Annotated in this window: 25 protein-coding genes; 13 read left to right on the forward strand and 12 right to left on the reverse strand. The window is 68.3% G+C overall.

Translation table 11 applies throughout. From position 1 onward, the window contains the following. The first annotated feature begins 136 nt into the window (after positions 1-136). The 4 genes from LZD57_RS08140 (at position 137) to rpe (ending at position 3,960) form a co-directional block, all read left to right on the forward strand. Positions 137-1,594 (forward strand): form I ribulose bisphosphate carboxylase large subunit, encoded by a 1,458-nt coding sequence (locus LZD57_RS08140; RefSeq protein WP_233719114.1) that lies wholly within the window; start codon positions 137-139, stop codon positions 1,592-1,594. A gap of 93 nt (positions 1,595-1,687) precedes the next feature. Next, positions 1,688-2,110, forward strand: a complete 423-nt coding sequence (locus tag LZD57_RS08145) for a ribulose bisphosphate carboxylase small subunit (RefSeq protein ID WP_233719115.1) — start codon at positions 1,688-1,690, stop codon at positions 2,108-2,110. An 81-nt stretch (positions 2,111-2,191) separates the two neighbouring features. After that, positions 2,192-3,277 (forward strand): CbbX protein, encoded by a 1,086-nt coding sequence (gene cbbX, locus LZD57_RS08150; RefSeq protein ID WP_233719116.1) that lies wholly within the window; start codon positions 2,192-2,194, stop codon positions 3,275-3,277. Continuing rightward, the gene (gene rpe, locus LZD57_RS08155; protein WP_233719117.1) at positions 3,274-3,960 is read left to right on the forward strand and encodes a ribulose-phosphate 3-epimerase; all 687 of its coding nucleotides are present in this window, start codon (positions 3,274-3,276) and stop codon (positions 3,958-3,960) included. The genes cbbX and rpe overlap by 4 nt, the downstream gene beginning before the upstream one ends. Before the next feature lie 76 nt (positions 3,961-4,036). Here rpe and LZD57_RS08160 read toward each other — a convergent pair whose 3' ends face one another. The 5 genes from LZD57_RS08160 to tsaD all read right to left on the reverse strand — a co-directional run bounded on the left by LZD57_RS08160 (position 4,037) and on the right by tsaD (position 7,874). Then, positions 4,037-4,264 carry a DUF3072 domain-containing protein gene (locus LZD57_RS08160; protein WP_233719118.1) on the reverse strand — a complete coding sequence of 76 codons (228 nt, stop codon included), beginning with the start codon at positions 4,262-4,264 and terminating at the stop codon, positions 4,037-4,039. Between the two features lie 698 nt (positions 4,265-4,962). Next, entirely contained in the window at positions 4,963-5,400 is a 438-nt protein-coding gene (locus tag LZD57_RS08165; protein ID WP_233719119.1) for an EVE domain-containing protein, read from the reverse strand. Between the two features lies 1 nt (position 5,401). Beyond that, entirely contained in the window at positions 5,402-5,692 is a 291-nt protein-coding gene (locus LZD57_RS08170; RefSeq protein WP_233719120.1) for a YciI-like protein, read from the reverse strand. A gap of 95 nt (positions 5,693-5,787) precedes the next feature. Further along, entirely contained in the window at positions 5,788-6,768 is a 981-nt protein-coding gene (locus LZD57_RS08175; protein WP_233719121.1) for an NAD(P)H-dependent glycerol-3-phosphate dehydrogenase, read from the reverse strand. Next, complete coding sequence (gene tsaD / locus LZD57_RS08180) at positions 6,765-7,874, reverse strand: tRNA (adenosine(37)-N6)-threonylcarbamoyltransferase complex transferase subunit TsaD (RefSeq protein ID WP_233719122.1); 1,110 nt, start codon at positions 7,872-7,874, stop codon at positions 6,765-6,767. Before tsaD ends, LZD57_RS08175 begins: the two co-directional genes overlap by 4 nt. Before the next feature lie 291 nt (positions 7,875-8,165). Here tsaD and hemC point away from each other — a divergent pair, with 291 nt between their 5' ends. Together hemC and LZD57_RS08190 are read left to right on the forward strand one after the other, a co-directional pair. After that, complete coding sequence (hemC, locus tag LZD57_RS08185) at positions 8,166-9,104, forward strand: hydroxymethylbilane synthase (RefSeq protein ID WP_233719123.1); 939 nt, start codon at positions 8,166-8,168, stop codon at positions 9,102-9,104. 11 nt (positions 9,105-9,115) lie between these two features. Next, a complete protein-coding gene (locus tag LZD57_RS08190) occupies positions 9,116-9,832 on the forward strand; it encodes a uroporphyrinogen-III synthase (RefSeq protein ID WP_233719124.1) in 717 nt (238 codons plus the stop codon). A gap of 6 nt (positions 9,833-9,838) precedes the next feature. Here the strand turns inward: LZD57_RS08190 and LZD57_RS08195 are convergent, their stop codons facing one another. Further along, positions 9,839-10,645 carry a hypothetical protein gene (locus tag LZD57_RS08195; RefSeq protein ID WP_233719125.1) on the reverse strand — a complete coding sequence of 269 codons (807 nt, stop codon included), beginning with the start codon at positions 10,643-10,645 and terminating at the stop codon, positions 9,839-9,841. Between the two features lie 16 nt (positions 10,646-10,661). On the opposite strand from LZD57_RS08195, the gene LZD57_RS08200 reads away from it, so the two are divergent. The 4 genes from LZD57_RS08200 (at position 10,662) to LZD57_RS08215 (ending at position 15,023) form a co-directional block, all read left to right on the forward strand. Then, entirely contained in the window at positions 10,662-11,912 is a 1,251-nt protein-coding gene (locus LZD57_RS08200; protein WP_233719126.1) for a COG4223 family protein, read from the forward strand. Positions 11,913-11,927: 15 nt separating this feature from the next. Further along, positions 11,928-13,541 (forward strand): heme biosynthesis protein HemY, encoded by a 1,614-nt coding sequence (locus LZD57_RS08205; protein WP_233719127.1) that lies wholly within the window; start codon positions 11,928-11,930, stop codon positions 13,539-13,541. 81 nt (positions 13,542-13,622) lie between these two features. Next, positions 13,623-14,084 carry a tellurite resistance TerB family protein gene (locus tag LZD57_RS08210; RefSeq protein WP_233719128.1) on the forward strand — a complete coding sequence of 154 codons (462 nt, stop codon included), beginning with the start codon at positions 13,623-13,625 and terminating at the stop codon, positions 14,082-14,084. 192 nt (positions 14,085-14,276) lie between these two features. Continuing rightward, positions 14,277-15,023 carry a glutamine amidotransferase gene (locus LZD57_RS08215; RefSeq protein ID WP_233719129.1) on the forward strand — a complete coding sequence of 249 codons (747 nt, stop codon included), beginning with the start codon at positions 14,277-14,279 and terminating at the stop codon, positions 15,021-15,023. 60 nt (positions 15,024-15,083) lie between these two features. Here LZD57_RS08215 and aroQ read toward each other — a convergent pair whose 3' ends face one another. The 3 genes from aroQ to LZD57_RS08230 all read right to left on the reverse strand — a co-directional run bounded on the left by aroQ (position 15,084) and on the right by LZD57_RS08230 (position 17,721). Continuing rightward, positions 15,084-15,533: a type II 3-dehydroquinate dehydratase gene (gene aroQ / locus LZD57_RS08220; protein ID WP_233719130.1), complete on the reverse strand. Its 450-nt coding sequence runs from the start codon at positions 15,531-15,533 to the stop codon at positions 15,084-15,086. A 113-nt stretch (positions 15,534-15,646) separates the two neighbouring features. Further along, positions 15,647-16,969, reverse strand: a complete 1,323-nt coding sequence (locus LZD57_RS08225) for a GNAT family N-acetyltransferase (RefSeq protein ID WP_233719131.1) — start codon at positions 16,967-16,969, stop codon at positions 15,647-15,649. Positions 16,970-17,166: 197 nt separating this feature from the next. Then, positions 17,167-17,721, reverse strand: coding sequence for a DUF924 family protein (locus tag LZD57_RS08230; RefSeq protein ID WP_233719132.1), 555 nt, complete (start codon positions 17,719-17,721; stop codon positions 17,167-17,169). 93 nt (positions 17,722-17,814) lie between these two features. On the opposite strand from LZD57_RS08230, the gene LZD57_RS08235 reads away from it, so the two are divergent. After that, positions 17,815-18,078: a sulfurtransferase TusA family protein gene (locus LZD57_RS08235; RefSeq protein WP_420844774.1), complete on the forward strand. Its 264-nt coding sequence runs from the start codon at positions 17,815-17,817 to the stop codon at positions 18,076-18,078. 34 nt (positions 18,079-18,112) lie between these two features. Here LZD57_RS08235 and LZD57_RS08240 read toward each other — a convergent pair whose 3' ends face one another. Continuing rightward, the gene (locus LZD57_RS08240; protein WP_233719133.1) at positions 18,113-19,327 is read right to left on the reverse strand and encodes a CobW family GTP-binding protein; all 1,215 of its coding nucleotides are present in this window, start codon (positions 19,325-19,327) and stop codon (positions 18,113-18,115) included. Between the two features lie 9 nt (positions 19,328-19,336). Further along, positions 19,337-20,968 (reverse strand): D-alanyl-D-alanine carboxypeptidase family protein, encoded by a 1,632-nt coding sequence (locus LZD57_RS08245; RefSeq protein WP_233719134.1) that lies wholly within the window; start codon positions 20,966-20,968, stop codon positions 19,337-19,339. 240 nt (positions 20,969-21,208) lie between these two features. Between LZD57_RS08245 and LZD57_RS08250 the strand changes: the two genes are divergently transcribed. Then, positions 21,209-22,378: a M20 aminoacylase family protein gene (locus tag LZD57_RS08250; protein WP_233719135.1), complete on the forward strand. Its 1,170-nt coding sequence runs from the start codon at positions 21,209-21,211 to the stop codon at positions 22,376-22,378. 12 nt (positions 22,379-22,390) lie between these two features. Here LZD57_RS08250 and argB read toward each other — a convergent pair whose 3' ends face one another. Beyond that, positions 22,391-23,290, reverse strand: a complete 900-nt coding sequence (argB, locus tag LZD57_RS08255; RefSeq protein ID WP_233719136.1) for an acetylglutamate kinase — start codon at positions 23,288-23,290, stop codon at positions 22,391-22,393. Positions 23,291-23,503: 213 nt separating this feature from the next. On the opposite strand from argB, the gene LZD57_RS08260 reads away from it, so the two are divergent. Further along, on the forward strand, positions 23,504-24,073 hold the full coding sequence (locus LZD57_RS08260; RefSeq protein WP_233719137.1) for a histidine phosphatase family protein: 570 nt from the start codon (positions 23,504-23,506) through the stop codon (positions 24,071-24,073). The last annotated feature ends 9 nt before the right edge of the window (positions 24,074-24,082 follow it).

A 24,082-nucleotide genomic window follows, 5' to 3' on the forward strand; every position in this document is an offset into this window, starting at 1 on the left:
AGCCGGGACGAAACGACGACAGACCAGAACGGCGACGACGCGAGGCGAGGCTTTGCGGCGACGGGGAAGACTTTGTCCGCACTCCGGGTCCGGGGCGATCGGGCGAAGCCGGAATTCACGAAGAGGAGAAGGCAAGATGGACACGGGATCGCAGACCGTCACCGGCAAGGAGCGCTACAAGTCCGGCGTCATGGAATACAAGAAGATGGGCTACTGGGAGCCCGACTACCAGCCGAAGGAGACCGACGTCATCGCCTGTTTCCGGATCACGCCGCAGGACGGCGTCGATCCGATCGAGGCGGCGGCGGCGGTCGCCGGCGAGAGTTCGACGGCGACCTGGACGGTGGTCTGGACGGATCGCCTCACCGCGGCCGAAAAATACCGTGCGAAGGCCTACCGGGTCGACAAGGTGCCGAACACCACCGACCAGTATTTCGCCTACATCGCCTATGATCTCGACCTGTTCGAGCCCGGCTCGATCGCCAACCTCACCGCCTCGATCATCGGCAACGTCTTCGGCTTCAAGCCGCTGAAGGGACTCCGCCTCGAGGACATGCGGCTGCCGACCGCCTATGTGAAGACTTTTCAGGGACCGGCGACCGGCATCGTCGTCGAGCGCGAGCGCCTGGACAAGTTCGGCCGGCCGCTGCTCGGCGCGACGGTCAAGCCCAAGCTCGGCCTGTCGGGCCGCAACTACGGCCGCGTCGTCTACGAGGCGCTGAAGGGCGGGCTCGACTTCACCAAGGACGACGAAAACATCAACTCGCAGCCCTTCATGGATTGGCGCGAGCGCTTCCTCTACTGCATGGAGGCGGTGAACAAGGCGCAGGCCGCCACCGGCGAGATCAAGGGCACCTATCTCAACGTCACCGCCGCCACCATGGAGGACATGTACGAGCGGGCGGAATTCGCCGCCGAACTCGGCTCGAACATCGTCATGATCGACCTCGTCATCGGCTGGACGGCGATGCAGTCTATGGCGAAGTGGGCGCGCAAAAAGAACATGATCCTGCATCTCCACCGGGCGGGTCACTCCACCTACACCCGCCAGAAGACCCATGGCGTCTCCTTCCGCGTCATCGCCAAATGGGCACGTCTCGCCGGCGTCGACCACATCCATGCCGGCACGGTGGTCGGCAAGCTGGAAGGCGATCCGGCGACGACGCGGGGCTATTACGACATCTGCCGCAACGAGTTCACCGAGCAGCGGCTCGAAAACGGCATCTTCTTCGACCAGCCCTGGGCCTCGCTCAACAAGATGATGCCGGTCGCCTCCGGCGGCATCCATGCCGGCCAGATGCATCAGCTGATCGACCTCCTCGCCGAAGACGTCGTCCTGCAGTTCGGCGGCGGCACGATCGGCCATCCGATGGGGATCGCCGCGGGCGCGACCGCCAATCGCGTGGCGCTCGAATGCATGATCCTCGCCCGCAACGAGGGCCGGGACATCGTCCGGGAGGGGCCGGACATCCTCAACGAGGCCGCCAAGACGTGCTCGCCGCTGAAGGCGGCCCTCGATACGTGGAAGGACGTCACCTTCAACTACACCTCGACCGACTCGCCGGACTACGCGGTGACGGCCACGGCTGCCTGAGCCGTGGCGTGAGGGCCGGGGCGGGTTTTCCTCCCAAGGCCCGTCCCGGCCGCTTCACGCCGCCGCTTCAACCTTCTCAGAGGAATCGACGCCATGCGCATGACCCAAGGAACGTTCTCATTCCTGCCCGATCTCACCGACGAGCAGATCGGCCGGCAGATCCAGTACTGCCTCGACAACGGCTGGGCGGTGAATCTCGAATACACCGACGATCCGCATCCCCGGAACACCTATTGGGAGATGTGGGGCCAGCCGATGTTCGACATCGCCGATGCCGCCGGCATCATGATGGAGCTCCAGAGCTGCCGGAAGGCCTATGGCGACCGCTACATCCGCCTGTCGGCCTTCGATTCCACCCATGGCTGGGAGTCTGTGAAGCTCTCCTTCATCGTCAACCGGCCGAAGGAGGAGCCGGGCTTCCGCCTCCGCCGCCAGGAGGGCAACGGCCGCAACATGCGCTACACCACCGAGCCCTACGCCGACGCCAGGCCGGAGGGCGAGCGCTACGCGGTGTGAGGCCAGATCTGTGAGGTCGGCGCCGAGGGGGTATCGCGGGCGAGGCGTCGACCCTGCAACCATTCAGCGAGAGGTCATTCGATGAGTTATCTCGATCAGTTGGGCAAAGGTGCCACGCCTGAGAAAGCGGCCGGACAGCCACAGCCGGCAGCAGCCTTCCCTACCAATCAGGACGAGAATCCGGTCGCTGACGAAGTCGCCTCGGCGCCCCCCACCACCGTCGACCTCCGGCGCGAATACGAAGACGCCGGCGTGCGCGAGGTGCTGGAGGAACTCGACCGCGAGCTCGTCGGCCTGAAGCCGGTCAAGAAGCGGATCCGGGAGACGGCGGCGCTCTTGCTCGTCGAGCGGGCGCGGCGGCGGCTCGGCCTCGCCCACGAGACGCCGACGCTGCACATGAGCTTCACCGGCAATCCCGGCACCGGCAAGACGACCGTCGCCCTGAAGATGGCGAACCTCCTCCACCGGCTCGGCTACATCCGCAAGGGCCATCTCGTCTCGGTCACCCGCGACGATCTCGTCGGCCAGTATATCGGCCATACGGCGCCGAAGACCAAAGACATCCTGAAGAAAGCGATGGGCGGCGTGTTGTTCATCGACGAGGCCTACTACCTCTACCGACCCGAGAACGAGCGGGACTATGGCCAGGAGGCGATCGAGATCCTCCTCCAGGTGATGGAGAACCAGCGCGACGATCTCGTCGTCATCCTCGCCGGCTATGCCGACCGGATGGACAGGTTCTTCGAATCCAATCCGGGTTTCCGCTCGCGCATCGCCCACCACATCGACTTTCCGGACTATTCCAACGACGAACTCCACAAGATCGCCGTCGGCATGCTGGAGCGCCAGAACTATCATCTGACCGAGGATGCGACGGCGATGCTGTCGCGCTATATCGAGCACCGCCGCGGCCAGCCGCATTTCGCCAATGCCCGCTCGATCCGCAACGCGCTGGACCGGGCGCGGCTTCGGCAGGCGAACCGGCTGTTCGAAGCCGAGACCGGCCCGCTCGATGCGGCCGCCTTATCCGAGATCGCGGCGGAAGACATTGCGGCGAGCCGGGTGTTCCTGCAAAAGCCCGGTCGGAACGCCGAATACGTGCACCCCGAATCCGAGCGCGGCGACGTCGCGGCCTTCGGCAACGGGGAAGAGGAGACCCGTCCATGACACGCCCGATCGTCATCGCCCCGTCCATTCTGTCGTCGGACTTCTCCCGCCTCGGCGAGGAGGTCGCGGCGGTCGACCGGATGGGGGCGGACTGGATCCATCTCGACGTCATGGACGGGCATTTCGTACCGAACATCACCTTCGGTCCGCCCATCGTCAAAGCCGTGCGCGGAGCGTCGGCGAAGGTGTTCGACTGCCATCTGATGATTACGCCCTGCGACCCCTACATCGAGGCCTTCGCCGAGGCCGGCTGCGACGTCATCACCGTCCATGCCGAGGCGACGACCCATCTCGACCGCTCGCTCCAGGCAATCAAGGCGACCGGCAAGAAGGCCGGCGTCGCGCTCAATCCGTCGACGCCGGAGGACGCCATCGCCTACGTGCTCGACCGGCTCGACCTGGTTCTCCTGATGACCGTCAATCCCGGCTTCGGCGGCCAGGCCTTCATTCCGGCGGTCGTCGACAAGATCCGCAGGGTCAAGGCGATGATCGGCGACCGGCCGATCGACATCGAGGTGGACGGCGGCGTGACGCCCGAGACGGCGCCCCGGGTGATTGCGGCCGGGGCCAACGCTCTCGTCGCCGGCTCGGCGGTGTTCAAGGGCGGGACGCCGGAGCACTACGAGCGGAACATCGCCGCCATCCGCGATGCTGCGGAAGGTGCTGCGGCAAAGGCGACGTGAGCTGCGTATCCAAAAGGGGGCCGGCGAGAGGTCGCGCAGCCCTTGGGATATTCTGGTCGGGACAGTTGATGCGGGATCAGCTCTCGCCGTCGCTGACCCGTTTGCTCTCACCCTGCAGAAGGTCGATCAGCTTCGAAGCGTCGGCCTTGTTGAGGCTCTCGTCGAACGGGTGACCGGTCTCTTCGCACAAGGTCTTCAGATAGGAGGCCTGCGCCCCGGTCATCGGCTCGCCGCCGGTGGTCCAGTCGGACGGGTCCTTCTCGGTGTTGGAGGCATCTTGGGTCTTGGCGTCGAGATTGCTCATGGATCGTCTCCGGAACGGTGGTTTCGTTCTTGAAATGTTCCGTTTGCGGATTGGTTCCGATCACATAGCCGGGCGACATGTCGCTCGCAGCAAAGACTGCGATGCATTTTTAGAAAACCACTGGCTCGGCCCACCTCGCCACATGGGCTCCATGACATCTGCAAACATGAATGCACGCATTTATCGCTTCGTCATTCGCGGGCCCCGTTTCTCCCGCATTCACACGTCCCATCCCGGTCCAGCGATCAGCGGATCGCGCGGCGCATCGACCTTGCAGAATGGGTGGAGGCATCAAGACCTCGTCATCCCGGCCTCCGAGCCGGGATCCATTCCAAATCGTTGCCGTCGTTGTGGCGGCCGTTCCGAAAGCATTGTTTTATCTGCATCGAACAGGCCGCTTCACCGCTGAGGAATGGATCCCGGCTCGGAGGCCGGGATGACGAGGCTTCAATCTTGGCGACCGCTCCTCCACGCCGAGAAAGTCCATCCAAATGCGTGAATCTCGTTGGCCTCCATGCCGAGGATCTGCAGACAAATGCCACGGCATCGGCCGCTTCTGCTCCCTGCAGCTTTCGTCGATAGAGTTCCACGATCCCTGGAGTCTCGGGACGGAGCCCGAGAAAGACGAGGTGGTGGGGGCGGCGCCATCCAATCCGGCGCCGCGAACTCCCGACGCAAAACCCGCCCCGTCGCAAGCCTCAGCCCTTCATCGCCTTTTTCGGATCGACACCGCTCATCTCGCAGACATGGGCGAACTCCGCCTCGGTCACCGGCTGCACCGACAGGCGGGAGTTGTTGACCAGCACCATGTCCTTCAGCGCCGGCTCGCCCTTGATCCGGTCGAGCGACACCGGTTCCGGGACGTCCATCACCGCCTTGATGTCGACGCACTCCCACTTCGGGTCGTCGGCGGTGGAATCGGGGTGAACCTCCTTCACCACCTCGACGATGCCGACGACTTCCTTGCCCTCGTTGGAGTGGTAGAAGAAGCCGCGGTCGCCGCGCTTCATCTCGCGCATGAAGTTGCGGGCCTGGTAGTTGCGCACGCCCGTCCATTCCTCGCCGACCTCGCCCTTCGCCTTCTGCTGGTCCCAGGACCAGGTGGCGGGCTCGGACTTGTAGAGCCAGTATCGCATCTCACGCGGCGTCCGGGTTCTTGACCGACCAGTTCCAGCGCCTCACCGTCACGCTCTCGAAGAGCCCGGCCCTGGCATAGGGATCTTCGGCGGCGAGCGCCTTCGCGGCATCGAGCGATTCCGCGTCGATCATGACGAGGCTGCCGTTCGGCTTCTCGTCGTCGCCGAGGAACGGGCCGGCGAATTTCAGCTTGTCGCCGAGGGAATTGAGAAACTTCAGATGCTCCGGACGATTGTCCAGACGGACCTGGAGATGATCCGGCTTGTCGGTGCAGAGGATGGCGAACAGCATGGACGTTTCCCGAAGGTTGGTCGGCGCCTGAGACGCGGCGGCGACGGACGGCAAAGGCTTTCCGGGCGAGGAGCTATCGCGGGAACGCCCGGCTTTCAACCGACTTCGCGCTTCAACGGGCGCATCAGGAGGCGCTGGGCCGCCTCGTCCACCGAAAGCTCGCCCGAGAGAAGTTCCGCAACCGTCTCGACGATCGGCGCCTCGATGCCGCTTTCGCCGGCCAGTCTCGCCGCGATCGCCGCGGTGAAGACGCCTTCGGCGAGCTTCAGGCCGGACAGATCCTCGCCCCGTCCGAGCGCCGCGCCATAGGCGAAGTTGCGCGACTGCGGCGAGGAGCAGGTGAGGATCAGGTCGCCGAGGCCGGAAAGGCCCATCAGCGTTTCCGGCCGCCCGCCCAGGGCCTCGCCGAGCCTGCGCAACTCGACGAAGCCGCGGGTGACGAGCGCCGCCTGAGCGGATGCGCCGAGGCCGCGGCCGATCACCACGCCCGCGGCGAGCGCCAGCACGTTCTTCAAGGCGCCGCCCGCCTCGACGCCGCGCAGGTCGTCGCTCGCATAGCAGCGGAAGCTCTCGGTCGACAGACGCCGGGCGAGCGCGTCGGCGGCCTCGCCGTCACTCGCGGCCACGGTCACCGCGGTCGGCAGGCCGCGGGCGACGTCCGACGCGAAGCTCGGCCCGGACAGGACGCCGACGAGCCGGTCGGGCAGGGCGTCGGCGACGATGTCGGACATGAAGCGGCCGGTGCGCCGCTCGATCCCCTTGGCGCAGAGGACGAGCGTCGCATCGGCCGGCAGGGCTTCGGCGAGCGTGGCCGCGAGCCCGGCGAGGCTCTGCGCCGGAACCACCAGGAGGACGACGTTCGCTCCCGCGAGCGCTTCGCCGGCGTCGGTCGTGGGACGGATCGACGGAGGCAAGGGGATGCCCGGCAGATAGCGCGGATTCTCGTGGCGCGTTTCGATCGCGGCGATGGTTTCGGCGTCCCGGCCAAAGAGGCGGACGGGCGCTCCGCCCCGGGCATGGAGCGCGGCGAGCGCCGTGCCCCAGGCGCCGGCGCCGAGGACGGCGATCGCGCTCATGCCTTGGCTCCCCGCCTGCCATGGCCGACGAGCGGCGCCGATCTTTCGTCGAGCGGCCAGCGCGAGCGCACGGGTGCATCCAGCCGATCGGTCCGCCCGGCTTCGAGGCGTTCGAGGCCGGCATAGGCGATCATCGCGCCGTTGTCCGAGCACAGTTTCAGCGGCGGGGCGACCAGCCTTGCGCCTGCGGCCTCGCATTCGGCCAGCAGCGCGTCGCGGATCGCCTGATTGGCGCCGACGCCGCCCGCGACTCCGAGGACGGGATCGGCGAGGGCCGGGAAGGTCTCGCGGAAGCGGATCAAGGCGCGCCGGACCCGGTCGGCGACCGTCTCGGCGGCGGCGCGCTGGAAGCTGGCGCAGAGATCGGCGACGTCGTCGTCCGAAAGCGGGGCATGGGCCTCCGCGACCAGCCGCACCGCGGTCTTCAGCCCCGAAAACGAGAAGTCGAGCCGCGCTTCTCCCTTCATCGGCCGGGGGAGGGCGAAGCGCTTCGGATCGCCTCTCGCCGCCATCGTCTCGACGTTCGGCCCGCCGGGATGGGGCAAAGACAGGAGCTTCGCCGTCTTGTCGAAGGCCTCGCCCAGCGCGTCGTCGATGGTCGAACCCCAGCGCTCGTAGTCACCGAGCGCCCGGACCAGCAGGATCTGGCTGTGGCCGCCCGACACCAGGAGCAGGAGGTAGGGATAGGCGACGCCGTCCGACAGCCGGGGCGAGAGGGCGTGGCCTTCGAGATGGTTGATGGCGAGGAAGGGCAGGCCCCGTGCGGCGGCGATCGCCTTGCCGGTCATCGCTCCGACGAGCAGCCCGCCGACGAGGCCGGGCCCGACCGTCGCCGCGACCGCGTCGATGTCCGCAAGGGTCATGCCGGCCTCGATCAGGGCCACTTTGACGATGCCGTCGAGGGCTTCGACATGGGCCCGCGCGGCGATCTCCGGCACGACGCCCCCGAAGGCCGCATGTTCCTCGATCTGCGACAGGACGACGTTGGACAGGATCTCCGCCGCGCCCGACGGCGACCGGCGGACCACGGCCGCGGCGGTCTCGTCGCAGCTCGTCTCGATGCCGAGGACCACGGCGCGGTCGCCGGCGAGGGGGGTGCCGGGCATCGGTATCGTTTCGCTCGACGTTTCGCTCGAAGACAAGGGGCGCCCGTTCGCTGGCTGAGGCAACTCGCTTCAGATAGGCGAAAGCGCCTGCCGATGCCAACCGGGCGGTCTGCCGCTCGGCTCTCTCGAGCCCGGCCGCCGTGGCTGTGGTTCGAACGGGAATGGGGGAACGGCGAACGAGCCTCCGGCGGCCTTCGTCAAAAAAGGCAAGGCGGATGGTTCCGGTCGGCGGTCGCGCGACTTAAGTTGCGGCGTCGACGAGAAACGTATTCAGGGGCGGAAAAGCAGGCGATGGCGAGCGACAGGACCATCCGGATCGGGACGCGCGGCAGCCAGCTCGCGCTGGCGCAGGCGAGCGAGGTGCGGGCCCGGCTGATGGCGGCCCATCGGTTGCCGGAGGATGCCTTTGCGATCGAGGTGATCTCGACCTCGGGCGACCGCATCCTCGACCGTCCCCTGTCGGAGGTCGGCGGCAAGGGTCTGTTCACCAAGGAAATCGAACTGGCGCTGATCGAAGACCGGATCGACCTCGCCGTTCATTCCTCCAAGGACATGGCCACCGCGCTGCCCGACGGGCTGGAGATTTCGGCCTTCCTGCCGCGCGAGGACGTTCGCGACGTCTTCATCGGCCGGGCGGCGCCGACCATCGCGGAGCTTCCCTCGGGCGCGGTCGTCGGGACCGCGTCGCTGCGGCGCCAGGCGATCCTCAAGCGCATGCGGCCGGATCTCGAGGTCGTCATCTTCCGCGGCAACGTCCAGACGCGGCTGCGCAAGCTGGGCGAGGGACAGGCCGACGGCACGCTGCTCGCCATGGCCGGCCTCAACCGGATGGAGATGGCAGCCGTCGCGACGGAGATCCTCGATCCGGGCGTCTTTCCGCCGGCGCCGGGGCAGGGCGCCATCTGCATCGAAAGCCGCCGGGGAGACGAGCGGACCCGACGCCTCGTCGCCGCCATCGCCGATCGGCCGACCACCGTCGCGCTCCTCGCCGAACGGGCCTTCCTCGCCGAACTCGACGGCTCCTGCCGCACGCCGATCGCCGCCCATGCCACGGTGAAGGGCGATGGCACGATCGCTCTTCACGGCATGATCCTGAAGCCCGACGGCAGCGAGATGCACCAGACCCGCCGGGAAGGCGTCGCCGAGGATGCCGAACTGATCGGCCGGCTCGCCGGCCGCACGGTGCTCGAAGCGGCCGGCCCCGGCTTCTTCGACGGCTGGGCGACCTGACGCGAGCGGCCGTGGGACACGCGCGCGTCCTCATCCTGCGCGAGGCGGGCGAAGCGGAGCGGACCGCCCGGCAGATCGCCGAGCGCGGCCATCGACCGCTGGTCCTGCCGCTGGAGCGAAGCGTCGAACTCGATATGCCGGCCGGAGCGGTGGAAGAAGGCGCGGCGCCGGCCGGCTTCGCGCTGACCAGCGCGAGAGCGGTTCCGCCTCTTGTCCGGCGTTTTCCACGCGATTTGCGGCCGGTGTTCTGCGTCGGCGGTACGACGGGCGATGCGGCGAAAGAGGCGGGGTTTGCCAATGTCCACGTCGCCGAAGGCGCGGCGGCGGAGATGGGACGCCTGGCGCTCGCGGCCGGCATCGGGCCGGGCGAGACCCTGCTCTATGCCGCTGGCCGACGGCGCACCGGAACGCTCGAACGCGCGCTGTCTGCGGCCGGCATCGCCTGCCGGATCTTGGAGGTCTACGACGTCGTGCCGGTGGCGTGGTCCACGCCGATGGTCGGGAGCGTTCTCGTCGGTGGCCCGCCGGATGCGGTGCTGATCCTGTCGGTCGGCCAGGCCGAGGGCTACCGGCGCCTGTTCGAGGCGATGCCGCAGCTGTTCGATCCGCCGCCACGGCTTCTGACGCTGTCGGCCCGCATCGCCGACGCTTTGCCGCAAGGATTGCGGGCGACCACGCATATTGCGGCGGAGCGGAACCTCGCCTCGCTTTTCGAATGTCTCGGCTAACCTACATCACGATCCAATGTGTACTCGACGCTTGCGCCATGCGCGCGAATGAAGGACCAATGAGCCAGGAATATCGCGCCGGGGGTGATCCCGACCCATGGCCGCGACCCGCGAGCATGGAGCCGACGCTATGACCAACCGTCCCCGGCGATCAAGACCGACCAAGCCGCGCAGCCAGACGATCGATCTCAAGGCGGAAAAGAAAACGACAGTGAGCGAAGGCGACAAGACCAAGGCGGCGACGTCCGCCAATCCCGGCGATGCAGCCACGCCCGCCGGCGATCCGGCGACGAGAGCGCAGGCCGCGACGTCGGCAGCCGGCGCCGCTGTGGCACAGCCTGCGGCCCCGTTGAAGAGCGGCGCTCCGACGAAGAGCGGGGCGAGCGAATCGCGTTCCGGCGCCACCTCGACCGGCGGCACGTCGTCCGCGACGACGCCGGCGACCGGCGGCAGCGCGGCTGCCACCGCGAGTGGTGCGGCGAACGCCGCTTCGTCGGCCGAAAGCGCCTCGAAGGCCGGGATCGCCAGCGCTGCCGGCAATCCGGCGAAGATCGCAGCGGGCAGTTCGCCGAAGGCGGCGTCCCCGGAGACCGGCAAGCCGAGCGGCAGCCCCGCCGCGGCGCCGTCGGCGGGGACGACCGCTGCCAGGGGTTCGACGCCGACGAGCGGGGCGACGCCCTCCACTTCGTCGTCGAAACCGGCCTCGGGCGCTGCGGCAGGCGCCGCTTCCACCGCCGGAACCGCCGGCGCAACCAGCGGGACGAAACCTGCGGACACTTCCGCGGGGCGGTCCCACGCGTCGTCCGGCTCCACGAGCGGCACGAGCGGTATGGCCCGCAGCGAAACCGGGCGGGCATCGCCGCCGCCGCCGAGCCGTTCCGGCGGCGTCGGCGCCGGCGGGGTGATCGGCGCCGCGCTGCTCGGCGCGGTGTTGGCACTCGGCGGTGCCTGGGTCCTTGCCGCCAACGGCGTGCTGCCGGGCTTCAGTGCCGCCCCGCAGGCTGAAGATGGCGACTACGCGACCACAGACGCGCTGAATGGCGTCAACGAGGAAGTCGCCAGGCTGCGCGACCAACTCGCGGCAGGAGAGTCCGGTGAAGCGGCCCCGGCGGTCGATCTCGCGCCCCTCGAACAAAGGATCACGGCGCTCGAAAATTCGACCGCCGATCTGACGTCCCTCAGGCAGTCGGCCGAGGAGGCCAGCCGGACGGCGACCACCGCGCAAGAGGGCGTTCAGGGGGCGACGGAGGCGAGTGAGCGGAGCTCCCGCGATGCCGCCGACGCGCTGAAACAGGCGTCCGCGGCGAACCAGACCGCCGGCGCGGCCCAGCAGGCGGCGACCAACGCGCAGCAGACCGCCAATTCCGCCCAGTCGACGGCGCAGTCGGCGCTGGAAGCCGCCGAGTCCGCCGCCGAGAATGCAACGTCCGCGAACGAAGCGGCCTCCGCGGCGAGCTCCAAGGTCGACGGCGCGGTGACGGATCTCGGGCAGCGGCTCGCGGCGGTCGAGGAGGCCAACAAGCGGGCGGCGACCGCGCTCGCCGCCGCCAATCTGAAGTCGGCGATCGACGCCGGCGGTCCTTTCGCCGAGCAGCTCGAAACCTATGCCACGACTGCGGGCGCCGGCGAGGCGACCGAGAGCCTCAGGACATTCGCCGCCGAGGGCGTCCCGTCGGAGCGGCAGATCGCCCAGCAGTGGCCGGAGGTCGAGAGCAGGATTTCCGCGGCGCTCTCGCCGCCGAGGCCGAATGCGCCGGTGGGCGATCAGTTCATGGCGGGGCTGCGGTCGCTGGTGAACGTGCGCTCCTCCGACACGCCGCCGCCGGCCGACCAGAGCGACAGCGCCGTCCTCGCCCGCCTCGATGCGGCGATCCGTTCGGGAGACCTCGAGGGCTTCGTGTCGGAGTGGGACGAACTCCCGGAGAATGCCAAAGAGGCCAGCGCCGACTTCGCCGACAACGTCAAGGCGAGGCTGACGGCCCAGCAGATCGTCTCGTCCACGCTGCAGGACGCGATCACGGGTTCCGAGCCGGCCTCGACGGACGCGCCCACCACCGCCGAACCCGCCAACCAGGGCTAGCCCGGGAAAGACTCAATGCTGCGAATCCTCGCCTTCCTCCTCGTCATTCTGGCGCTCTCCCTGGGCTTCGGCTGGCTGGCGGACAACCCGGGCTCGGTCACCTTCGACTGGCAGGGACAGACCGTCCAGACCAGCCTGATGGTCTTCCTGCTCGCACTCGTCGTCGTCATCGCGGCGGTCATGCTCGTCGTCTGGCTGATTTCCGCCTTCTTCCGGACGCCCCACACGATCAACAGCTACTTCGCGGCTCGGCGCCGCGACAAGGGCTACGCGGCGTTGTCGAACGGCATCATCGCCGCCGGCGCCGGCGACGCGATCGAGGCGCGGCGGATGACCAAGCGCAGCCAGAAGCTGCTCGACAGGCGCAGGGAGCCGCTGATCCGCTTCCTCGATGCCCAGACGGCGATGATCGAGGGCGACCATGCCCACGCCCGCTCGGTGTTCCAGAGCATGGAGGGCGATCCCGAGACGCGTCTCCTCGCCATGCGCGGCCTCTATCTCGAGGCGGAGCGGGTCGGCGACGAGGATGCCGCCCGTTTCTATGCCGAACGGGCGGCCCGCCTGGCACCGCACGTTCCCTGGGCCGGCGGCGCGGTGCTCGAAGGCAAGTCGCTTGCCGGGGACTGGGACGGCGCGATGCACGTTCTCGAAGCCCAGAAGAACACCCGGCTGATCGATCGCGACGAATCCAAGCGTCGCCGCGCCGTGCTTCTGACCGCCAAGGCGATGGAACGTGCCGAGGCGGACCCGAAGACGGCCAAGGCGGCGGCCCTCGAAGCCCATAATCTCGCGCCGGAACTGGTTCCCGCCGCGCTCGTCGCGGCGCAGGCCTGCATTCGTCTCGGCGATCTGCGCAAGGCCGTTAAGGTGCTGGAAAAGAGCTGGACCTACGGCCCGCATCCGGAGGTCGCCGATGCCTATGTCTCGGCACGGGCCGGCGATTCCGTCGAGGACCGGCTGAAGCGGGCGCGCCATCTGGCCAGCCTTCGTCCGGGCCACGTCGAATCGGCGATCTGCCTCGCCCGTGCGGCGCTCGACGCCCGCGATCTGAAACTCGCTCGCAAGTCGGCGCTCGAAGCGGCGGAGATCGAGCCGCGCGAGAGCATCTATCTCCTCCTCGCCGACATCGAGGAAGAGGACACCGGCGAGGTCGGGCGGGTTCGCGAATGGATGGCCAAGGCGATCCGCGCGCCGCGCGATCCGGCCTGGACGGCGGACGGCGTCGTCTCCGAGCACTGGGCCCCGCTGTCCCCGGTCACCGGGCATCTCGATGCGTTCGAGTGGAAATCGCCGCCGCATCGGGTGATTGCGGCGCAGGCGCACGTCCTCGACGAGACCAGGGTGGTTTCGGGTTCGACGGGGGAACCATCCGGGACGAAAGCGGCCTCGCATCCGGGCAAGGGTGAAGGCGGTGCGACCGCCGAGCCCGTCGCAGAAAGCCGACAGTCCGATACGGCCCGGCCGGCGGGGTCGCGACTGGAACCGTCCGCGACCAAACCGGCAGACGCGCCGGTGAACGGTAGCACTGCGGCATCGCCGAAGAAAGCCGAGATCGGCAAGCCTGCTCCGACGCCCAAAGCGGAATTCGGTCCCAGCAGCCCTGAGCGCAAGGAAGCGCGGTTCGGCTGATCCGCCGGACTGCAGGAGCGTCGCGGCCGAGCGGACCGCTTCGAAAACGCCCGTGCGGGCTGGCCACGACGACGAGGACGCATGTTCGAGCAGATCAAAGAGTTCTTCCGCTCCGTTGCCGCCGGCGAGGAGAGCGGCGAAGACGGTCGCGAGCATCAGGTTCGCGTGGCGAGCGCGGCGCTGCTCTTCCACATCATCGAGGCCGACGGCATCGTCACCGACGATGAGCGCCGGCGTCTGATCGGCGTCCTCGGCGAGGAGTTCGGCCTTTCGGTCGCGGAGGCCGAGCGCCTGGCGGGGGAGGGCAAGCGGGCCGACCAGCAGTCCGTCGACCTCTACCAGTTCACCTCGGTCCTCAAGCGCGAGCTGGGCGAAGACCACCGCATCCGCTTCGTCGAACTCTTGTGGGAAGTCACCTATGCCGACGGCGAGGTGCACGAGCTCGAGGACAACCTCATCTGGCGGATCTCCGAACTGCTCGGCGTGTCGACCCGCGAGCGCATGCTGATGAAGCGCGAGGCCGCCGGCCGCCGGGGCGGATAGGCCCGGCGCGCGGAGGCACTGCGGGGAGCATGACAACGGCATGCGGCTTGCTTACCTTGTCGTGGAGTTCTTCGCGCGCCAGCCCGAAGGACGCTGAAACCGTCTCCTTCCGACGCAACGACCGGGTTGCAGCACAGAGCCATGGCATTTCATCAGAATTCGTCGGCCAATGATTCGGCGCCGAGCCCGAATTTGGGTCAACCGGACTACGTCCTCGATGCGGCCGACGCCCGGCCGGTGCTGATCGTGCTGCATCAGGAAACCTCGACTCCGGGCCGCGTCGGCCAGGTTCTGCAGCGTCATGGCGTCGCGCTCGACATCCGCCGGCCGGTGCTCGGCGACGCGCTGCCGGAAAGTCTCGACGACCATCGCGGCGCCATCGTCTTCGGCGGGCCGCCGAGCGCCAACGATGCGCACGACTACATCAAGGCCGAGCTCGAATGGATGAAGGTGCCCCTCGCGGAGGAGCGACCGTTCCTCGGCATCTGCCTCGGGGCCCAGATGCTGGCGAAGCATCTCGGTGCCGGCGTCGCTTCCCATCCGGAGGGGTTCGCCGAGGTCGGCTACTATCCGCTGCGCGTCACGCCGCACGGCCGTCAGGTCCTGCGGCACTGGCCGGAGATGGTCTATCAGTGGCACCGGGAAGGCTTCGATCTGCCGCGCGGCGCCAGGCTGCTCGCCGAAGGCGACTGGTATCCCAACCAGGCGTTCCAGTACGGGCCGGCAGCTTTTGGCGTGCAGTTCCACGCCGAACTGACGCTCGCGATGATGCATCGCTGGACGACCCGCGGACATGAGCGACTGCGCCTGCCGGGCGCCCAGGGGCGCCGCGCCCATTTCGATGGCCGCGGCATCTACGACGCGCCGATCCTCCGATGGCTGGAGGCCTTCCTGGCCCGCAGTTTCGGCCGCCCGGTCGAGGCCGGAAAGCCGGGCTGAGGCCCTGCGGTTTGCCGGCCCGGCAAGCCGAAGCCGCTTCAGGGCAGCGAAGACGACGGCTCAGCTTCTGGCGTTCGCCGCGATGATCTCGGCCGCGCGCAGCAGCGCGAAATCATAGCCCTTCGTGCCGAAACCGGCGATCACGCCCTCTGCCCGCCCCGAGACGAAGGAATGATGGCGGAATTCCTCGCGCCTGTGGATGTTCGAGATGTGGACCTCGAAGACGAGGCCGTCATAGGCGTTGAGCGCGTCGAGGATCGCGATCGAGGTGTGGCTGAAGGCGCCGGGGTTGATCAGGATCGCCCCTGCCGTCTCGCGGGCCTCGTGGATCCAGTCGATGATCTCGTATTCCCGGTTGGACTGGTGGCACCGCAGCTCGTGGCCGACTTCGCCCGCAATCCGCTGCAGCCGCGCCTCGACGTCGGCGAGCGTTTCGCGGCCGTAGACCTCGGGCTGACGCTTGCCGAGAAGGTTGAGGTTCGGTCCGTTGATGCAGAAGATCGTTGCCATGGAGGCGGGTTACCGGTCGTGCGGGTCGATTGCAAGGCTGGGGCCGCCCCGCGCGGCTTCGAAGATCGGCAGACCGGTCACCCGGCCGAAGGGGCAGTCTCGGCCCACCGGCATCATCGCCGCGACAGCGTGTCCCCCAGCCATTCGCGGGCGATCCTGGCGAGGTTCCGCGAGCGGCTGCCGCGGGCGATCCCCTTCACGGCCGCTTCCACCGCCTTTTCGCTGCCGGGACGAAGGCCGACGACGTGGGTGGCGATCGGCAGGCGCTCCGGCCAGAAGCGGTTCATCACCAGATTGTCGGGCATCGCGCAGGAATCGGCGGCCTTGATGGCCGGATCGGCGACCAGGGCGCGGGTCGTCTCGTCGATCAGTTGCTGGCCCGGCGAAGCCTTGGCGAAGGTCTCGTCATAGGCCATTTTCCAGGCAAAGGCCTGGCCCGCCTGGATCAGGACGACGAGGCTCGCCACCGGCCGCGTCCCGGCGAGCAGCGTATAGATCCGGGCCCGCCCGTCGGCGGCGATCTCATTGACGGACTCCCGCGCGAAGGCTGCGCGATAGCGGTCGAGCACCATCGCGCTTCGCGCCTTGCCCTTCCAGCCGCTGGCTTCGAGCGAGAGAAACTCCTCGAGCGCGGCTCTGACGCATGGTGCGTCGCGCGATACGCGCAGGCTGATCGGGCCATGCGTCTCGAGGAGGCGGCGCTGACGCTGCAATTCGCGCCGGCGGCGGGGCGAAACCGACGACGACAGATAGTCGGCCGCCTCACGCTTCACCAGGCCCGCGCGCTCGTAGGCATCGACCGTCGTCAGCGGAAGACCCGCCGTCCGGGCGGCGTTTCGAAGAGCCTCGGCGAACCGCCCGTCGCTGCGGGTTTCCGGCAGGACGAGCACGCCCGGCAGGCCCGTGGCGGGATCGGAGAGCATTTCGAAGAAGCCGAGCAGCGTCTCCTCCGGATCGTCGCCGTCGAGCGGCAGGGTGCCGAGCCGGCCGAAGGGATGCACCCAGGCCCGGATCGTCCAGACGCCCCGCAGCGGCGAGGTCCGCTCGACGGTGTAGGGCATCAGGAGACGCAGCCGGCTGCGCGCCGGTCCTTCGTCGCGAAGCACCATCAGGCGGACGTTGCGATCGTCGAGCCGGGGCATGGCCGGCACGAAGAATCGCGGATCGAAAAAGACGTTCGGCTCGATCGAGCGGCGCGACAGATGCTGCAGTTCCTCGATCAGCCCGAAGGCCTGCTCCGGACGATAGATCGTGAATCGCCGCGCGCCGCCGCTTCGGGCGACCGCGACGTCGATCTCCGCAGGCAACGCACGTTCGCCCCGCTGCTCCTTCGAGCGAGGCGCGCGCGGATCCGTCTGCCCCGCCTCGAGGCCGGAAGCGGTGCCCCGAGATGGCTCGGAAGGCAGGTCGTCGAACCCGATGGGGGTGCTCTCCATGCTCGGCATCTTCGCAAACACGCTCGTTGGGACGCCGTCGTCGGTGTCACGAGCCGTCAGTTTCGCAAAGAGATTTTAACAATTCGTCGAAGTGTCGATGAAGGATGTCCCGTTGCGCCCGCCCGGGCGCAAGGCAGTCTCGCGTCGACGAGGTCGGGTGGCCCGTCCCGGAAGTGCCGGAGTGCAGGAAAGTCCGGTCAACCGGCAAACCCGCCCTCGGCGAGATAGGCCTTTTCGGCTTCGCTCGGCTCGCGGCCGAGAACGGCGTTTCGATGCGGAAAACGGCCGAATCGGACAATGATGTCGCGGTGCTCCTCCGCGGCGCGGGCATTGTCCTCGTCGCCGATCCGTTCCATCCAGGCGACGCACTCCTCCTGATCGGCATGGGCCTCGGAATGCATCAGAGGCATCGCCAGAAACTGGTTGACGTCCTCCGCCACGACTTCGTGATCGCCGCGCTCCAGCGCGGTCCGGGCGATCGCCAGCGCCTTGCCGTCCGTCGCGAAGGCCAGCGGACTGCCACGAAACATGTTGCGCGGAAACTGATCGAGAAGGATGATCAGGGCGAGGGCGCCATTGGCGTTTTCGGCCCAATGGTCGAGCTCGCCGCGCGCCGCCATTTCGTAGAGGTCGCCGTAGCGCTGCCGGATCGTCTCGTCGAAGGCCTCGTCCTTCCCGAACCATCGGCCCGGGCCGGCCTCGCGCCAGAAGTCGACGATCGTCTGGGGGTCGACAGAGGATGCGTGCGGCATGGTCGGGACTCTCCGGCGAAAGCAACGGGTCCGATACGGTCGGACCCAAGCGGCAGAGATAGGAAGCGAGGGGCGAGCGTCACAGTGGACGAGATGGGGAAAAGCGTAACGGCCGACATGGCGGAGACGCCGTTGGAACTGGATCTCAGGGGGCTGCGATGCCCGCTGCCGGTGCTCCACACGCAAAAGCGCCTGAAGATGCTGCGCCGCGGCGATCGTCTGCGCGTCCTCGCCGACGACCCGCTTGCGGCCCTCGACATCGCCAATCTCTGCCGCGAGGACGGTCATCGGCTGGTCGAAAGCCGCAGCCTCGGCGCGGCGACGCGGTTCGAGATCGTCGCTGCCGGCGAAGGCTGACATCGATGTCGTCGAAAGGTCGGCAGGCGGCCTTTCAGCGGCCGAAGCCGACGCCGGGGATGGCGAGGGGATTGTCCTCGATCGCCGTGCGGTCCGCGGCATCGGGTGCGATGCCGCCGGTGAAGGCCGAGAACAGGTCGCGCGCATAGCGCTCGTCGAGGCCCTGGCCGATCAGGACGATGCGCGTGATCGGCGGCCCCGGCCACGCCGGCAACTGCGCCGGCGGGTGCATGAACCCCTGGACGCCGTGGAGGACCAGGGGGCGACCGGGATTTTCGGCGAGGAGCACGATGCCCTTCATCCTGAGAATGCGCTTGCCGGCGGTCTCGGCGAGAATCTGCAGGAAGCCTGCAATGGCGTCGAAGGCAACCGGGCGGTCGGTCTCGAGCGAAAACGATCGGATGCCGTCACGGCGATGCTGGTGATCGTGCGGACGGTCGTGCCCATGGGCGTGGTCGCGGTGGAGGGCATGGTGATGCCCGGCGTGCGGCTCGGATCGGTTCGGATCGTCCTCGCCGCTTTGCCGGCCGGCTGGCGAGGCGGCGCCATGTGCGTCGGCGGCCGCCCCGAGCCATGCGGAGATGCCTTCGCCCCTCGACAAGGCGTCCGAGAGCCCGCAGCCGACGAGAATGCCCGTGGCGCCTTCGATCGTCGCCGCATCGACGATGGGCGCACGCGGATTCAGCCGCCCGACGGCGCGTCGCGTCCCCGTAAGGCCATCGGGGGAGGCAAGATCCGACTTGGTCAGGACGATACGGTCGGCGACGGCCACCTGCCGCCGGCTGTCCTCATGCTCGGCGAGCGTCCGGGCGCCGTTTTCGCCGTCGACGACCGTGACGACGCCGTCCAGCGCATAGACCTGCGACAGCACCGGATGGGACATCAGCGCGGAGAGGATCGGCGCCGGATCGGCAAGGCCCGTGGTCTCGACGACGACCCGTTCCGGCGGCGCGCGCTCGGGAACCGTCCCGGTTCCCTCGGCGAGATCGACGAGCGTATCGACGAGTTCGCCGCGCACCGTGCAGCAGAGGCAGCCGTTCGACAGCGAGATCACGCCGTTGCTCGACACCGCCTCGATCAGCAGCGGATCGATCGCCGCCTCGCCGAATTCGTTGACGACGACGGCGGCATTGGCCAGCGCCGCATCGCCGATCAGGCGGTTGAGGAGGGTCGTCTTGCCCGCCCCGAGGAAGCCGGTGAGAAGTGTGAGCTTGACGGGGGAGCGGGACGCCGGACCGGACGGGATCATCGCCCCGCCTCAGTTCGTCGCATGTTCGGGCTGCGATCCGCTCGATCCGAAGGCGGCGGGCCGGAGGTCGAGGCGGCTTTCGGTGTCGAGACGCGGGCCGCGCTTTGCCATCGGGCTGCGCACGCCGAGCGGGAACCGCAAATGGCTCTCGCTGCCGCTGTAGGAGTTGACGGCCGAGGGTTTTTCCGCCGGTGCGTCCGCCGTCGGCACGGCCGGAGCCTGGGAAGGCGCGGCCTTCGTCCCCCCATCGGCGGCAGGCACCGTCTCCTCGGCCGAAGAGGCCTCCTCCGGCGTCTCGGCGCTGACGCTTTCGACCGCGGGCGGCGTCGGGCGGGGCGTCGGGATCGGGATGCCGTAATTGGCGATGATCGACACGCCGGGATCGACGCGGTCGTTGCCGCTGGCGCCGCCGAGCCCGACCTTCACCGTCACCGGCGGCCGCTTCATCTCGGTCAGATAGGGCGAGCCGAACATTTCCTCCCGGTCGTTCTCCTCGACGCGCTCGTTGGCGCGCGCCGTGCGGCCGGCCTGCGAGCAGATGTAGTCCGAGACGTCGAGCGGTGCGCCGGGCGAGGCCGGCAGATCCTCGACCGTCACCTCTTTGGTGGCGGGATCGGTCTCGAAGCCGGCCTGAAGGATCGCCGCCGAAAGACGCTCGCGCTCGATCGTGCCGTTGGCGCCGAGGACGACGGCGACGAGCGTGCGCCCGTCCCGCGTCGCCGAGGAGACGAGGTTGAAGCCGGACGCGCAGATATAGCCGGTCTTCATGCCGTCCGCTCCCGCGAACCGGCCGAGCAGCTTGTTGCCGTTCTTCATCAGCGACTTGCCGTTGCTGATCGCCTCGATGTCGAAATAGCCGGAAAAGGCCGGGAATTCCCGGCGGATCCGGACGGCGAGGATGGCGAGGTCCTTGGCGCTCGAATGCTGCCCGTCGCCGGGAAGGCCGTTCGGGTTGATGTAGCGCGTGTCCTTCATGCCGAGCCTTGCGGCTTCGGCATTCATCATTTCGACGAAGCCTTCCTCCGAGCCGTCGGCGAGGCTCTGGCCGATCGCCATGGCGATGTCGTTCGCCGATTTCACCAGCATCATCTTCAAGGCATTGTCGAGGCGGATGACCGAACCGGCGGGATAGCCCATCTTGCTCGGCGCCTGGTTCGCGGCCAGACGGGTGACGACGACCGGTGAATCGAGCTGGACCTTGCCGTCGCGCAGCGCTCCGAGGGCGAGATAGGCGGTCATCAGCTTGGTGGTCGAGGCCGGATAGCGGCGCTCGGTGGCGCTTTGTTGTGACAGAACCTTGCCCGTCGCGACGTCGACGACGATGCTCGACATCGGCTCTGCGGCGGGTTTCGCCTCGGCGGCCGGCACGGGCGTCTCGGCGGCCTCGGCATCGGCGTCCGCCTCGGTCGGCGCCGCAGGCGTCTCGGCCTTAGCCGCGTCCGCCGGGGCCGGTGCGGTATTGGCCGCAGGCGCGGTCTCGGGCGCCGCCTCGCTCGTTGCGGCCTTTTCGGCGGAAGGCTTGGGCGTCGGCACGGCGATGGCCGCCGGCTGCCTGGCAGAGGCCGGAGCACCCATGCATACGAGCGAAAGGGCAAGGGCCGCGCCGCAGAACAGACGCTGCAAGAGGGGCAGACTCACCACGCATTTCTCCTGTACTCGTCCTCGTCGAAGCAACTTAGCCGACGCGGTGTCGGTTGACAGGCCGTGGCCTGCGTGTCGCACTGCGAAAGACCGCATGGAAGCGCCATGCCGGCGATCGCGGTCCGTGCCGTGCGTGTTATCAGGGGCATGGACCACCCTTCGGCGGTCCGTCCGCCACGCACACGAAACGCCTGCAAAGTGACGTCCTTCGCCGGACCCTGCCTCGAACGGAAACGGATCATGCCCGTCAGTAACCGAATCGCCGCCCTAAGGCCAGAGATCGAAGCATGGCGCCGGATGCTGCATGCCGAGCCGGAACTGCTCTACGAGGTCGGCGACACGGCCGCCTTCGTCGCCGCGCGCCTCGAGGAGTTCGGCTGCGACGACGTCGTCACCGGCATCGGACGGACGGGCGTCGTCGGCCTCATCCATGGCCGCGACGGTCCCGGCGGACGGATGATCGGCCTTCGCGCCGACATGGACGCGCTGCCGATCGTCGAGGAGACGGGCGTTCCCCACGCCTCGAGGCGTCCGGGCGCGATGCATGCCTGCGGCCATGACGGCCACATGGCGATGCTGCTCGGCGCGGCCAAGAGCCTCTCGGAGACCCGGGGCTTTTCCGGCACCGTGGCGCTGATCTTCCAGCCGGCGGAGGAGGGCGGCGCCGGCGGCAAGGCGATGATCGACGACGGGCTGTTCGCACGGTTCCCCGTCGAGAAGGTCTATGGCATGCACAATCTGCCCGGCATGCCCGTCGGCAAATTCGGCATGCGCCATGGCGCCATCATGGCCTCGACCGACGAATTCGCCATCACGCTGAAGGGCCGCGGCAGCCATGCGGCGATGCCGCACCGCTCGGCCGATCCGATTCTCGCCGGCGCCGTGCTGGTCCAGGCGCTGCAGGCGATCGTTTCGCGCAACACCGATCCCCTGAAATCGCTCGTGGTCTCGGTGACGCAGTTCCACGGCGGCTACGCCCACAACGTCATTCCCGATACCGCCGAGGTCTCCGGCACGGTCCGGGCGCTCGGCACCGACACGCGCGACCTCGCCGAGCGACGCATCCGCGAGATCGCCGCCGGCATCGCCGCCGCGCACGACCTCGAAGCCGTGATCGACTGGGACCGCAACTATCCGGTCACCGTCAACGACGCCGCCGAGAGCGATTTCTGCGCCGAGGTGGCGATGGACGTCGTCGGCCCCGCCAACGTCGACCCCGCCGCCGCGCCGCTGCTCGCCGGCGAGGACTTCTCCTACATGCTGGAGGAAAAGCCCGGCGCCTACGTCTTCATCGGCAACGGCGATTCTTCGGGGTTGCATACGGCGACGTATGACTTCGCCGACGACGCGCTGACCTTCGGCACGAGCTACTGGGTGCGGCTGGTGGAGAGGGCGTTGCCGGCGGGGTGAGGGGCCGCCGCCTCACCGCACGATCAGCGTCCCCGCCCCGTGCTCGGTCAGAAGCTCGAGCAGCACCGAGTGCCGGGTCTTGCCGTTGAGGATGACGACGCCCTCGACGCCGCGCTCGATCGCCTCGATGCAGGTCTCGACCTTGGGGATCATCCCGCCGGAGATGGTGCCGTTGCGGATGAGGTTCTTGGCTTCGGAGACCGACAGTTCCTTGATCAACTCGCCCGACTTGTCGAGGACGCCGGGAACGTCGGTGAGGAAGAGGAGGCGCGAGGCCTCCAGCGCGCCGGCGATGGCGCCGGCGAAGGTATCGGCGTTGATGTTGTAGGTGGCGCCGTCGCGGCCGGGGGCGACGGGGGCGATGACCGGGATCATCTCCGAACGGGCGAGGAGGTCGAGCAGCGTGCGGTCGACCTCGACGGGCTCGCCGACGAAGCCGAGATCTAGCACCCGCTCGATGTTCGAGTCCGGGTCGACGACGGTCTTGTTGGCCTTCTCGGCGAAGACCATGTTGCCGTCCTTGCCGCAGAGGCCGATCGCCCATTCGCCTTCGGCATTGATCAGGCGGACGATTTCCTTGTTGATCGAGCCGGCGAGAACCATCTCGACGATCTTCACCGTCTCCTCGTCGGTGACGCGCAGGCCCCCCTCGAAGCGCGACTCGATGCCCATCTGGGCGAGCATCTTGCCGATCTGCGGGCCGCCGCCATGGACGACGATCGGATTGACGCCGGACTGCTTCAACAGCGCGATGTCGCGGGCGAAGGCCTGGCCGAGTTCGGTGTCGCCCATGGCGTGGCCGCCATATTTCACGACGACGGTCTTGTTCTCGTAGGCCTGCATGAAGGGCAGCGCTTCGGCGAGCACCCGGGCTCTGGTCTCGCCGGTGTCGCTGTCGGGGGATTGGCTCATGGGGCGCTCCGAAGGCGTCGAAGAAGGATCGTCGGGCTTCTAGCGTGAAAAGATCGCAAGCGGAACCGGTCTCGAGCGGCGTGACGACGCGAAGAAGAGGGGCGATCACGCGCGCTTTCACGCGATCGTTGTCGGCGGGTGGTTGGCCATCGCGGCGCCCTGCGCAAGTTGCACCATGCGGCGGCGCCGGATGGCACGGGACGGAGGACTTCGATGACAAAGCGTCGGACGGGGAGGATTGCGGCGGCGGTCGTTGCGGCCGTCGTGGCCGCACCCGCGGCGGCACAGGACGCCTGGGACGCCGCCCGCGCCGAGGGCACCCATCTCCTGATGCGCCACGCCGTCGCGCCGGGCACCGGCGACCCGAAGAACTTTACCCTCGGCGACTGTTCGACCCAGCGCAACCTGTCGGAGGCCGGGCGCGAGCAGGCGGAGCGCATCGGTCGGAAGCTGAAGGACAACGGTGTGACGATCGACGTCGTCCTCACCAGCCAGTGGTGCCGGGCGCGTGATACGGCGGAGCGGCTGGGGTTGCCAGCGGTCGAGGACGAACCGGCGCTGAATTCGTTCTTCGCCGGCAGGGGCGAGCGCGAGGCGCAGACCGAGGCGCTGAAGCGGCGGCTCGCCGAACTCGACGCGGCGGGAAAGAAGGCGGCGCTGGTCAGCCACCAGGTCAACGTCACGGCGCTCACCGGCGTCTACCCCGCATCGGGCGAGATCGTGGTGATCAGGCTCGGCGGGGATGGTAGGATCAGCGTGGAAGGGCAAATTCGAACGGATTGAGGGTCTGCC

It is taken from the genome of Jiella avicenniae (assembly GCF_021390325.1).
Taxonomy (GTDB): Bacteria; Pseudomonadota; Alphaproteobacteria; order Rhizobiales; family Rhizobiaceae; genus Jiella; species Jiella avicenniae.